The sequence below is a fragment of the Micromonospora sp. NBC_00858 genome (assembly GCF_045207365.1).
Classification (GTDB): Bacteria; Actinomycetota; Actinomycetes; order Mycobacteriales; family Micromonosporaceae; genus Micromonospora.
Map to the genome: position 1 here is coordinate 6,973,158 of NZ_CP108828.1, position 12,329 is coordinate 6,985,486.

Annotated in this window: 11 protein-coding genes; 8 read left to right on the forward strand and 3 right to left on the reverse strand. The window is 73.4% G+C overall.

The annotated features are described in order from the left end of the window. Window positions 1-51: 51 nt before the first annotated feature. The 3 genes from OG990_RS32515 to OG990_RS32525 are packed head-to-tail and all read left to right on the forward strand — an operon-like array spanning window position 52 to window position 2,592. Window positions 52-1,665, forward strand: a complete 1,614-nt coding sequence (locus OG990_RS32515) for an AMP-binding protein (protein WP_406078186.1) — start codon at window positions 52-54, stop codon at window positions 1,663-1,665. Next, window positions 1,655-1,909 (forward strand): glutaredoxin family protein, encoded by a 255-nt coding sequence (locus tag OG990_RS32520; RefSeq protein ID WP_328420759.1) that lies wholly within the window; start codon window positions 1,655-1,657, stop codon window positions 1,907-1,909. Before OG990_RS32515 ends, OG990_RS32520 begins: the two co-directional genes overlap by 11 nt. Before the next feature lie 20 nt (window positions 1,910-1,929). After that, complete coding sequence (locus OG990_RS32525) at window positions 1,930-2,592, forward strand: HAD hydrolase-like protein (protein WP_355601542.1); 663 nt, start codon at window positions 1,930-1,932, stop codon at window positions 2,590-2,592. Here the strand turns inward: OG990_RS32525 and OG990_RS32530 are convergent. Both OG990_RS32530 and OG990_RS32535 read right to left on the reverse strand, forming a co-directional pair. Further along, window positions 2,573-3,226: a response regulator transcription factor gene (locus OG990_RS32530; RefSeq protein ID WP_328420755.1), complete on the reverse strand. Its 654-nt coding sequence runs from the start codon at window positions 3,224-3,226 to the stop codon at window positions 2,573-2,575. The two genes, OG990_RS32525 and OG990_RS32530, sit on opposite strands and share 20 nt — an antisense overlap. 49 nt (window positions 3,227-3,275) lie before the next feature. Then, window positions 3,276-4,574 carry a sensor histidine kinase gene (locus OG990_RS32535; RefSeq protein ID WP_328420753.1) on the reverse strand — a complete coding sequence of 433 codons (1,299 nt, stop codon included), beginning with the start codon at window positions 4,572-4,574 and terminating at the stop codon, window positions 3,276-3,278. A 448-nt stretch (window positions 4,575-5,022) separates the two neighbouring features. Between OG990_RS32535 and OG990_RS32540 the strand changes: the two genes are divergently transcribed. Genes OG990_RS32540 through hemB form a run of 5 tightly spaced genes read left to right on the forward strand, consistent with a single transcriptional unit; the run spans window position 5,023 to window position 10,733 of the window. Next, window positions 5,023-5,793, forward strand: coding sequence for a redox-sensing transcriptional repressor Rex (locus OG990_RS32540; RefSeq protein WP_406078189.1), 771 nt, complete (start codon window positions 5,023-5,025; stop codon window positions 5,791-5,793). After that, window positions 5,790-7,187, forward strand: a complete 1,398-nt coding sequence (locus tag OG990_RS32545) for a glutamyl-tRNA reductase (RefSeq protein WP_355601539.1) — start codon at window positions 5,790-5,792, stop codon at window positions 7,185-7,187. The genes OG990_RS32540 and OG990_RS32545 overlap by 4 nt, the downstream gene beginning before the upstream one ends. Continuing rightward, the gene (gene hemC / locus OG990_RS32550; RefSeq protein WP_328420747.1) at window positions 7,184-8,152 is read left to right on the forward strand and encodes a hydroxymethylbilane synthase; all 969 of its coding nucleotides are present in this window, start codon (window positions 7,184-7,186) and stop codon (window positions 8,150-8,152) included. The genes OG990_RS32545 and hemC overlap by 4 nt, the downstream gene beginning before the upstream one ends. After that, on the forward strand, window positions 8,149-9,729 hold the full coding sequence (locus tag OG990_RS32555; RefSeq protein ID WP_328420745.1) for a uroporphyrinogen-III synthase: 1,581 nt from the start codon (window positions 8,149-8,151) through the stop codon (window positions 9,727-9,729). Before hemC ends, OG990_RS32555 begins: the two co-directional genes overlap by 4 nt. A gap of 20 nt (window positions 9,730-9,749) precedes the next feature. After that, window positions 9,750-10,733 (forward strand): porphobilinogen synthase, encoded by a 984-nt coding sequence (gene hemB, locus OG990_RS32560; RefSeq protein WP_355601535.1) that lies wholly within the window; start codon window positions 9,750-9,752, stop codon window positions 10,731-10,733. Here the strand turns inward: hemB and OG990_RS32565 are convergent. Beyond that, on the reverse strand, window positions 10,684-12,222 hold the full coding sequence (locus OG990_RS32565) for a DHA2 family efflux MFS transporter permease subunit (RefSeq protein ID WP_406078192.1): 1,539 nt from the start codon (window positions 12,220-12,222) through the stop codon (window positions 10,684-10,686). The genes hemB and OG990_RS32565 overlap by 50 nt on opposite strands. Window positions 12,223-12,329: the final 107 nt, after the last annotated feature.

A 12,329-nucleotide genomic window follows, 5' to 3' on the forward strand; every position in this document is an offset into this window, starting at 1 on the left:
CCGACCGTCGGGCGTGGCCTGTCGCCGTCCGCTGTGCCAGACTCGGTCACCGTGCAGGACGCAGCGGAAAACCCCGCGCCGAACCTCGCCGACCGGGTCCGCCGGGCGGCTCTCGACCACGGTGACCGGGCCGCGCTGCACTGGCGCGACCGGACGCTCAGTTGGTCCGAACTGGATGCCTCGGTGGACGCCGCCGCGCACGGCCTGGCCACCGCCGCGCCGCCCACCGACCCGGACGGTACGCCGCCCCGCGTCGCGATCGCCCTGCCCAACAGCCCTGACTTCGTGATCGGCTGGCTCGGAGCCCTGCGCGCCGGGCTGATCGCGGTGCCGGTCAACCCCGGCTTCACGGCACCGGAGCTGCGGCACGTGCTGGCCGACTCCGGCGCGTCGGTGCTGATCGGCACCGACCGGGTCCGGGGCCTGGTCGCCGAGGTGGCCGCCGAACTGCCCGCGCTCACCGCCGTGCACGGCGCGCCGCCACCGCCGGCCGCCGACGCACCCGAGCAGCCGCGCCCGCACCGGGGCGGTGACGACCTGGCAGTACTGCTCTACACCTCCGGCACCGAGGGCCGGCCCAAGGGCGCGATGCTCTCGCACCGCGCGCTGCTGGCCAACCACGAGCAGGTCGACCGGATCGAGCCGCCGGTGGTCGGTCCGGGCGACACCGTGCTGCTGGCTCTGCCGCTGTTCCACGCGTACGGGCTCAACTCGGGGCTCGGCGCGGTCGTCCACCATGGCGCGACCGGCGTGCTGCTCGACGAGCTGGGGCCGACAGTGGGGCTGGACGAGATCGCCCGGCACCGGGTCAGCGTGCTGGTCGGCGTACCGTCGATGTTCCTGGCGTGGGCCGGTGCGGACGAGGTCCGCGCGGCGACCGCGTCGGTGCGGGTGGCGGTCTGCGGCGCGGCGCCGTTGGAGCCCGCGGTCGCGGCGCGCTTCACCGAGGTGAGCGGTCATTCGGTGCACGTCGGGTACGGCCTCACCGAGACCGCGCCCGTGCTCACCTCCACCCTGGTCGGCGGGGTCGCCAAGGTCGGCTCGATCGGTCGGCCGCTGCCCGGCGTTCGGCTGCGCCTGGTCGGCGCGGACGGGGCGGACCTGTGGCGCGACGGCCTGGCCGTCCCCGACGATGACCCGGATGAGCTGGACATCTCCGACGTGGCGCCGGGCACCGACCCGGGGCAGATCGTGGTGTCCGGCCCCAACCTCTTCTCCGGCTACTGGCCGGACGGTCGGGGCGGCCCGGACGCCGACGGCTGGTGGGGCACCGGCGACATCGCGTACGCCGACGAGGACGGTGACCTCTTCCTGGTCGACCGGCTCGGCGAGCTGATCCTGGTCAACGGGTTCAACGTCTATCCGCACGAGGTGGAGGTGGTGCTCGCCGGGCACCCCGGGGTGGCCGAGTCGGCGGTACTGGGTGTGCCGCACCCCCGGACCGGCGAGACTGTGCGGGCGTATGTGGTGCCGGCGCCGGGACGGCCGGTGACCAGCGAGGAGTTGCTCGCCCACTGCGCACGGAACCTGGCCCGGTTCAAGTGCCCGACCGCGGTCGAGTTCGTCGACGCCCTGCCGCACTCGGCGATCGGCAAGGTACGCAAGACCCAGCTCCGGCCGGCGACGCCGGCCGACGCCCGCACGGAGGTAACCGATGTCCACTGACGCCCGGCTCGCCCTGATCACCCGGCCCGGGTGTCATCTGTGCGACGACGCCAAGGCGGCGCTCGACCGGGTGGTGGCGGTGACCGGGGACAAGTGGGTCGAGTGGGACGTGAGCGGTGACCAGGAGCTGGAGCGGGAGTACGGGGACCGGCTGCCGGTGGTGATGCTCGACGGCAAGGAGCACGGCTACTGGCGGGTGGAGGAGGAGCGGCTGCTGCGGGACCTGACCACGCCGCAGCTCTGAGGAGTGCCTATGGTGCTCTGATGACCCCTGCGCACCCCCACCTGGTGTGGGACTGGAACGGCACTCTGCTCAACGACCTCAGCCTGGTGGTGGCCGCCACCAATGCGGTCTTCGCCAGTGTGGGCGGGCCGGCGGTCACCTCCGAGGAGCACCGGGTGCGGTTTCGCCGGCCGATCGCCGAGTACTACGCCGAGGTGCTCGGCCAGGCCGTGGACGACGACGAGTTTGGCCGACTGGACCGGATCTTCCACGACGCGTACCGCAGTGGGTTGACCACCTGCGAGCTGGCTGCCGACGCGCGGACCGCGATGGCCTCCTGGACGGGCAGCCAGAGTCTGCTCTCCATGTGGTTCCACGAGGAGCTGGTCCCGACCGTGCACACCTACGGGCTGACCAGCCACTTCGCCCGGGTGGACGGGTTGCGGGCCACGGTCGGTGGAGGCCGCAAGGCCGAGTCGCTCCAGCAGCACCTGGCCGAGCTGGGCGTGGACGGCACCTCGGTGGTGCTGATCGGCGACTCCATCGACGACGCGGACGCGGCGCTCGCGGTGGGTGGCCGAGCGGTGCTCTACACCGGCGGGTTCACCGACCGGGCACGGCTGCAGGCCTCCGGTCACCCGGTGGCCGACACCCTCACCGACGCCGTGACCCTGGCCCGGGAGGTCAGTTCCGCAGGTAGGTGAGGACGGCCAGCACCCGTCGGTGCTGCTCGGTGTCCGGCGGAAGCGTGAGCTTGGTGAAGATGTTGCGCACGTGCTTCTCCACCGCGCCGTCGCTCACCACCAGGGCGCGGGCGATGGCGGTGTTCGAGCGCCCCTCGGCCATCAGGGCGAGCACCTCGCGCTCGCGCGGGGTCAGCTCGCGCAGCGGGTCGTCCCGACGGCGTCGGGCGAACAGTTGGCCGACCACCTCCGGGTCGAGCACGGTGCCGCCGGCCGCCACCCGGCGCAGCGCGTCCAGGAACTCGTCGATCGCGGCCACCCGGTCCTTGAGCAGGTAGCCGATCCCGCCGCCGGCACCGCCCGTGGTGGCCAGCAGGTCGTCGGCGTACGAGACCTCGACGTACTGGGACAACACCAGGATCGGGGTACGCGGCACCAGCCGACGCGCCTCCACGGCCGCCCGCAGCCCCTCGTCGGTGTGCGACGGGGGCATCCGGACGTCGACGATCGACACGTCCGGCTGGTGCTCCACCACCGCCGCGACCAGCGCGTCGCCATCACCGACGGCGGCCACCACCTGGTGCCCGCTCTCGGTCAGCAGCCGCACCAGCCCCTCGCGGAGCAGGACGGCGTCGTCGGCGATCACAATGCGCATGGCTGTGTTGTCTACCATGTCCGGCCTGTCGTGCGGGCTCGGAGCGGGCTCACAGCGGCAGCTCCGCGCGGAGCTCGGTGGGCCCGCCGGTGGGGCTGACCACGGCCAACTCGCCGCCGGCCGCCCGGACCCGGTCGGCGATGCCGACCAGCCCGTGCCCCTTGGCCAGGTGCGCGCCACCCTGCCCGTCGTCGCCCACCTGCACCAGGAGTCGGGTGCCCTGCCGGGACACGGCGACCAGGGCTTCGGTGGCCCGACTGTGCTTGGCGATGTTGGTCAGCGCCTCGGCCACCATGAAGTACGCGGTGTTCTCCACCGCCGGGTCGAGTCGCCCACCCGGCGTGCCGAGTTGCGGGTCCACCTGGAGGTCGATCGGGATCAGCCCTCGGCCGGCGAGCGCTGCCAGGGCGCTGGGCAGGCCCCGGTCGACCAGGATCGGCGGGGCGATGCCCCGGGACAGTGCCCGCAGCTCGGCCAGCGTGTCCCGGGTCTGGGTGACTGCCTCGTCGATGGTCCGGCCGGCAGCCTCCGGGTCGGAGGCGAGTTGCAGCCGTGCCCGGCTGAGGTCCATCGCCAGCCGGACCAGACGCTGCTGGGGGCCGTCGTGGATGTCGCGCTCCAGCCGGCGCAGCGCGGACGCCTCGGCGGAGACGGCGGCCCGCTTCTGCTCCTCCAGCACGGTGATCCGGTCCCGCATCTCGGCCACCCCGGTCAGCATGGCCCGGGCGAAGGTGGCCTGGAGCAGCGCGCAGCCCCGGACCACGATCGGCAGAGTGATCAGGAAGAACACCCCGACCGCGGTGGTCAGCCCGATCCGGGCGGTGGTCGAGTCGCCGAGGCCGAGCAGTTGGGCAGGGTCGCTGTCGCCGTCGCTGCGCGGCAGCGCCCAGTCGTACGCCCAGTAGAGCGAACCGGCGGCCGCCGCGGCCCACCAGACCAGCGCCACCACGAAGGTGATCACCGCCACGATCAGCCGCAGGATGCCGTGCGCCAGATCGAGCCAGGACTGGGCGTCCCGCATCGGCACGAAGATCCGCCGCCAGGCGTTCGCCCCCGCCTCCGCCAGCCGGTAGTGCGGCCGGATCCGGGGCTGCCGGAGCACGGCGGGCAGCCGCAGCCGCTCGATGTCGGCCAGCCCGCGGGCGGCGTACAGGGTGCCGCTGAGGATCGGCAGACCGATCACTGTGACCACCAGCCCGACGCCGACCGCGAGGCCCACGACGAGGACGACGAAGCTGGCCAGGGCCAGGGGCAGGCCGAGCAGTACGTACCCGGAGTCGACGAAGAGCTGGCGGGGGATGCTCGGTGCCAGCGTCGGTTGGTCGCTGGTGGCGGCAACGGCGGTCATGCCCCAAAGGCTAGGCACCCGCGGTCGGCCAACCCATCCCGAAACCCCGCCTCTCCCTCGTAGTGCTGCCCCTACCACGACCCCCTTCGACGCGTCGATCTTGCACCTGTGGTCGCCGATTCGCGCGGTATGGGCCTGATGCGGGGCGGAAACTGCAAGATCGCGGGGGTGGGTGCGGCGGCGCGGGATTGGTCAGAGAAGTCGGGATTGAGCAATAATCGCCTCGGGCGGTGGGGGTGCGGGGCCGCTGGATCGATCTTGCCGAAAGGAGGTGCTGGTGGAGTCGCGTCACGGAGCGACAAGATCGCGATTTGTGCACGTCTTCACAAGCGCCTACTCTCTAGTTCCGACGCGCCCTGCTAGCACAGCCGGCAATCTCGGTCGCCAGCGGGAGTCCATAAGCGGCCGACCAGCGGAGTTGGCCGAGGAACGCACCGCACGGAGTCTCATGAGTCAGCATCGTCACCCAGGCGCGTCCGGCCGCGCCGGTGCCGTACCGGTGCTCCCGGACCTACCCGAGGCCACCGTCGCTCGGCTCCCGGAGTACCTGCGCGCGCTGCACAACCTCGCCGACGCCGGGCACGAGACGGTCTCCAGCGAGGGCCTCTCCGCCGCCGCCGGGGTCAACTCCGCCAAGCTCCGCAAGGACCTCTCACACCTCGGCTCGTACGGCACCCGGGGCGTCGGCTACGACGTCGCGCTGCTGATCGAGCAGATCGAGTACGTGCTCGGGCTCACCCAACGCCGGGCGGTCGCCCTGGTCGGCGTGGGTAATCTCGGTCACGCTCTGGCCGGCTACGACGGCTTCGCGGGCCGGGGCTTCCGGATCGCCGCGCTGCTCGACGCCGACCCCTCCCGGGTGGGTGAAGAGATCAACGGCCTGGTTGTACGGCATGTCGACGAGCTTCCGGCGGTCGCCGAGGCCGAATCCATCGCGATCGGCGTGATCGCCACCCCGGCCGCCGCGGCCCAGCGGGTCGCCGATCAGCTGGTCGCGGTCGGCGTGACGAGCATCCTCAACTTCGCACCGTGCGTACTCTCGGTTCCGGAGGGGGTCGACGTGCGCAAGGTCGACCTCGCCATCGAGCTGCAGATTCTGTCCTTCCACGAGCACCGCAAGGCGTCGCTCACGGCGCTGCCCGCCACCGGCGGGTCCGGCCTGACCGCCCTGCCCGGCGGGCTCGCGGCCACCGACAACCAGGAGGCGATCGGCACGTGAAACTGCTCGTCGTCGGCGCGTCCTATCGGACCGCCCCGGTCGCCACGCTGGAGCAGCTGGCTGTGCCCCCCGCCGACCTCACCCGCACCCTGGACCGCCTGGTCGCCCAGCCGTACGTCACCGAGGCCGTGCTCGTCTCCACCTGCAACCGGGTAGAGGTCTACGCCGCCGTGTCCGGTTTCCACGGCGGGCTCGGCGACATCTGCGCCGTCCTGGCCGAGCAGGCCGACTGCACGCCGACGGCGCTCGCGAGTCACCTCTACGTGCACTACGACGCCGCAGCCGTGGACCACGTCTTCCGAGTCGCCAGCGGGCTGAACTCGATGGTGGTCGGCGAGGCGCAGATCCTCGGCCAGCTGCGCGACGCGTACCACTGGGCCACCGGAGCCGACTCGGCCGGCCGCCTGCTGCACGAGCTGATGCAGCAGGCGCTGCGGGTCGGCAAGCGGGCCCACTCCGAGACCGGCATCGACCGGGCCGGCCAGAGCGTCGTCACCGCCGCGCTGGAGCTGGCCGCCGGGCACCTCCAGGGCGACCTCGTCGCCCGCCCGGCCCTGGTGGTCGGGGCCGGCGCGATGGGCTCGCTCGGGGTGGCCACGCTGTCCCGGCTGGGCGCCGGGCCACTCACCGTCACCAACCGGGGCGCCGACCGGGCCGTCCGGCTGGCCGAGTCGTACGGGGCGAACGCCGCGCCGATGACCGAGCTGGCCGACACCCTCTCCACAGTGGACATCGTAGTGGCCGCCACCGCGTCCACCGAACCGGTTCTCACCCGAGCGGTGGTCGGTGCGGCGCTCGCCGAGCGGGACCCGTCCCGAGGGCCGCTGGTCCTGCTCGACCTGGCCGTCCCGCGCGACGTCGAGGAGGGCGTCACCGAGCTGTCCGGCGTCGAAGTGATCGACATCGACCGGATGGCGGCGCTGCTCGCCGACGGTCCGGCCGCCGCGGACGCCGCCGCCGTCGAGCGGATCGTGCTCGGCGAGGTGGAGAGCTTCCTCACCTGGCTGCGCGGCGCCGACGTGGCACCCACCGTGGCCGCGCTGCGCGGTCGGGCCGACGACGTGGTCACCGCCGAGCTGCGCCGGCTGGCCCAGCGCCGCCCCGACCTCGGCGACGACCTGCGGGCCGAGGTGGCCCGGACGGTGCACCGGGTGGTGCAGCGGCTGCTGCACCAGCCCACCGTCAAGGTCCGCCAGTTGGCCGCGGAGCCCGGCGGCGACCAGTACGCGGCGCTGCTGCGCGAGCTGTTCGACCTCCAGGTGCCGCAGACCTCGCCGGTGGACACCGTCCCCGACGTGGTGGCCCCCGACCTCGGCGCGGCGTTCACCGGCATCGACCCGATGCTCGGTGCGGACGTCACCGACCCGACTCCACCCACCGGAGGTGCGCGATGACCGCCCCCCTGCGCCTCGGCACCCGCGGCAGCGCTCTGGCGATGGCCCAGTCCGGCCAGGTCGCCGAGGCGCTGACCGCCGCCACCGGCCGCCAGGTCGAACTGGTTGAGGTGGTCACCGCTGGCGACCGCTCCAACGCGCCGGTGCACCGGCTCGGCGTCGGGGTGTTCGTCTCCGCGCTGCGCGACGCGCTGGCCGCCCGGACCATCGACTTCGCGGTGCACTCCTACAAGGATCTGCCCACCGCAGCCGCTGGCGGGCTGCACATCGCGGCGGTGCCGACCCGGCAGGACCCGCGCGACGCGCTGGTCGCCCGGGACGGCCGGACGCTCACCGAGCTGCCGCCCGGTGCCACCGTGGGCACCGGAGCGCTGCGCCGCATCGCCCAGCTGCACGCGCTCGGCCTGCAGCTGGAGGTCACCCCGATCCGCGGCAACGTGGACACCCGCCTGTCGCGGGCGCTCGGCCCGGAGGCCGACCTGGACGCCGTCGTACTGGCCCGGGCCGGGCTCGCCCGGCTCGGCCGGGCCGACGTGATCACCGAGACGCTGGACCCGATGCTGATGCTGCCCGCGCCCGCTCAGGGCGCGCTGGCCGTGGAGTGCCGGGTCGACGACCAGGACCTGGTCGAGCTGCTTGCGGTGCTCGACCACGCACCGTCGCACGCCGCGGTCACCGCGGAGCGCGCGTTGCTGGCCACCCTGGAGGCCGGGTGCAGCGCACCCGTCGCCGCCTATGCCGAACTCGCCGAAGGCGACGCCGGCGATGAGATCTACCTGCGCGGGGCGGTGATCAGCCCGGACGGCACTCGTGACCTCCGGCTGTCCCGCACCGGAACGCCCGCCGACGCGGCGGAGATCGGTAAGGCACTCGCCGCCGAACTCCTCGAGCTCGGCGCCGACTCGATCCTCGGCCACGAAGGACGCACCGGCCCGGGGACCCAGCAATTTGGGAGCACAGAATGACCCGCACCCGTAAGCCCGTCGGCCGTATCGCGTTCGTCGGGGCTGGCCCCGGCGACCCGGGCCTGCTGACCCGTCGGGCGCACGACGCCCTGGTCGACGCCGATCAGGTGATCTACGACCGGGGAGTCCCGGAGTCGTTGCTCGCCGTCGTCCGCGCCGAGGCCAGGGACGACGCCGAGTTCACCCCGGCCGAAGGCGTGCCAGGGGATGTCGCGAAGGTGCTGATCTCCGCGGCCCGGTCCGGGTTGAACGCGGTGCACCTGGTCGCCGGCGACCCCTTCGGCCACGACTCGGTGGTCAAGGAGGTGCAGGCGGTGGCCCGTACCGCCGCCCACTTCGAGGTGGTGCCCGGCGTCGGCCAGGCCGAGGGCGTCGCCACCTACGCGGGTGTCCCGCTGCCGGGCGTGCGTACCGCCGCCGACGTCGAGGACGTCAGCGTGCTGGACTTCGAGGCGCTGGCCGCGGCCGTCGGCCGGGGTTCGCTCGCGCTCGCGGTGGACGCCGGTGACCTCGCCGCCGTCCGGGACGGGCTGCTGTCCGCCGGGGTCGACGGCACCACCGGCGTCGGGGTGACCGGCGACGGCACCGGCGAGACCCAGTACACGACCACGTCGACCGTGGACAGCTTCGTGGCCGCCGCGCTCGGCTTCACCGGCCGGGTGGTGCTCACCGTCGGCGCCGGGGTGGGGCAGCGCGACAAGCTGAGCTGGTGGGAGAACCGCCCGCTGTACGGCTGGAAGGTGCTGGTCCCACGGACCAAGGAGCAGGCCGGCGTGATGAGTGCCCGGCTGCGCGCGTACGGGGCGATCCCGTGCGAGGTGCCGACCATCGCGGTCGAGCCGCCGCGTACCCCGGCGCAGATGGAGCGGGCGGTCAAGGGCCTGGTCGACGGCCGGTACGCCTGGGTGATCTTCACCTCGGTGAACGCGGTCCGCGCGGTCTGGGAGAAGTTCGCCGAGCACGGGCTGGACGCCCGGCACTTCGGCGGCGTCAAGATCGCCTGCATCGGTGAGGCGACGGCGGACGCGGTCCGCGCGTTCGGCATCCAGCCGGAGCTGATCCCCGCCGGGGAGCAGTCCTCCGAAGGGCTGCTGGCCGAGTTCTCGCCGCACGACGAGATCCTCGACCCGGTGGGCCGGGTGCTGCTGCCGCGCGCCGACATCGCCACCGAGACGCTCGCCGCCGGGCTCACCGAGCGCGGCTGGGAGGTCGACGACGTGACCGCGTACCGGACGGTGCGGGCTGCGCCGCCGCCCGCCGAGATCCGGGACGCGATCAAGTCGGGCGGGTTCGACGCGGTGCTCTTCACCTCGTCCTCCACCGTGCGGAACCTGGTCGGTATCGCCGGGAAGCCGCACGCGCGTACCGTTGTAGCCGTAATTGGGCCCAAGACGGCGGAGACCGCGACGGAGTTCGGCCTGCGGGTCGACGTCCAGCCGCCGCACGCCTCGGTGCCCGACCTGGTGGAGGCGCTCGCCGCCTACGCCGTCGAGCTGCGCGAGAAGCTCGCCGCCATGCCGGCCAAGCAGCGTCGCGGCTCGAAGGTGCAGGGGCCGACCGCGTTGCGCTTCCGGTAGTCGTCCGAGGAGGACCTCCCATGCCGTATCCCGAGATCCGGCCCCGCCGGCTGCGCCGCACCCCGGCGGTGCGGCGGCTGGTGTCCGAGACGCAGGTCGACCCGGCCCAGCTGGTCGTGCCGATGTTCGTCAAGGAGGGGCTGACCGAGCCGCGGGCCATCGCGTCGCTCCCGGGGGTGCTCCAGCACTCCCGGGACTCGCTGCGCAAGGCGGCGGTCGAGGCGGTCCAGGCCGGTGTCGGCGGGATCATGCTCTTCGGGGTGCCGGCCCAGCGGGACCCGTCCGGGTCCGGCGGTATCGACCCGAACGGCATCCTGAACGTCGCCATCCGTGACGTCGTGGCCGAGGTTGGCGACGCCACGGTGGTGATGAGCGACCTGTGCCTGGACGAGTTCACCTCGCACGGGCACTGCGGTCTGCTCACCCCGAGCGGCGACGTGGACAACGACGCCACGCTGGAGGCGTACGCCGAGATGGCGGTGGCCCAGGCCGCCGCCGGGGTCCACGTGGTCGGGCCGTCCGGGATGATGGACGGCCAGGTCGGCGTGGTCCGCCGGGCGCTCGACGCGGCCGGGCACCAGGATGTGGCCGTGCTGGCCTACGCCGTGAAGTACGCCTCGGCCTTCTACGGCCCGTTCCGGGACGCGGTGGAGTCGGCGCTGGAGGGCGACCGGCGTACCTACCAGCAGGACCCGGCCAACCTGCGCGAGTCGCTGCGTGAGGTGGCGTTGGACGTCGCCGAGGGCGCCGACATGGTGATGGTCAAGCCGGCGCTGCCCTACCTCGACGTGGTGTCGGCGGTGCGGGCCGCGGTGGACGTCCCGGTCGCCGCCTACCAGGTGTCCGGCGAGTACGCGATGGTCGAGGCGGCCGCCGCGAACGGCTGGATCGACCGGGAGCGGGTGATGCTGGAGACGCTCACCTCGATCCGGCGGGCCGGCGCGCAGATCATCCTCACCTACTGGGCGGTCGAGGCCGCCGGTCTGCTCCGCCAGCGGTACTGACCGGTTCGTTCACCGCCACCTCGGGTTCCGCCGGGGCGGCGCCTGCCTCCGCGCTGGGCGGGGCGGCCGGAAGTCGCCGGCTGGTCAGCCAGGCGAGCGCCAGCAGCACGGCGGACACCGCCAGCGCGAGCCGAGTGGCCTGCGCCAGCTCCGGTGCGAAACCGGCACGGGTGAGCGGGTCGAGCCGGGTGGCGGCCGCTATGCCCCCGCCGCCCAGGCCCGACGCGAATCGATCGGCCAGCCAGGACAGGGCTGCGGCGATCAGCGCTGTGCCGACGGCGACCGAGGTGTGCGACACCGTGGTGAGCAGCGTGGAGCCGGACGGCAGGTCGTCGGGCCGCAGCGAACGGCTGGCCGCGGTCATCGTCGGCATCAGCGTCGCGCCCATACCCAGGCCGATGACCGCGCCCAGCGCGGCGAGCAGCGGGTACGACGTGTCCGCGTCGAGCACCAGCACTCGGGCGATCGTGCCCGCCAGCGCGGTCGCGATGCCGAGCCCGACCACCCGCCGCGCGGAGACCCGGTCGACCAGCCGGGTGGCCACCTGAAGCATCAACCCAGTGGTCAGCGCCTGCGGGATGCCGATCACACCGGCCAGGGTGGCGGAGTCCCCGCGTACCACCTGCACGTACGCCGGGATGATCAGGAACGAGCCGAAGTACCCGGCGGCGAAGAACGCCACCGTCGCGGCGCCACCGGCCATCCCGGGCGCGCGCAGCACGGCCAGGCGCAGCAGTGGCTGCCGCACCCTGCCCGCCCGCCAGGCGAAGGCGGCCACCAGGGCGGCACCGAGCGTGAGCGGCAGCAGCACGGACGCGGTGACGACTCCGCCCCGGTCGCCGGTGACGCTGAGCCCGAACACGGCCAACGCCAGGCCGGGGCAGAGCAGCAGCAGCCCGACGACGTCCAGCCGGACCGGTGGTCGTCGCGGGTCGGCGGCCGGCAGCACCGACCGGCCGAGCAGCACCGCCAGCAGCCCCACCGGCAGGTTGATCCAGAAGATCCACCGCCAGGACGCGTGGTCGAGCAGCAGCCCACCGAGCACCGGCCCGATCAGCGGCCCGACCAGGACCGGCAGACCGAGCAGGCTCATCATCCGGCCGCGCCGGTGCGGAGGCACCGCAGCCAGCGCGACCGCCATCCCGACCGGGTTGAGCAGTCCACCACCCAGCCCCTGGAGGACCCGGAACGCGATCAGCGACCCGACGTCCCAGGCGGCCCCGGCCAGCACCGAGCCCAGGGTGAACAGCAGTAGCGCGGTCAGGTAGGTGCGGCGGGCACCGAAGCGCCCGATCGCCCAGGCCGCGGTGGGCATCACCGCGACCAGGGCGAGCGCGTAGCCGCTGGTGACCCACCCGATCGTGGTCAGGTTCGTGTCCAGGTCGTCGACCAGCTTCGGCAGAGCCACCACCGTGACGGTGGTGTCGATCACCGCGAGCAGACCGCCCAGGGTCAGGTACCAGCCGAGCCGGCGAGCGGAAGCGTCCACGTCGGCGGCCTCACGGCCGGGCCCGGCGGGCCTCGGCCCACCAGGACAGCTCGTTCAGCGTTGTCATGCCGCAGACGCTAGGACTTGAACCAATGATGAAGTCAACG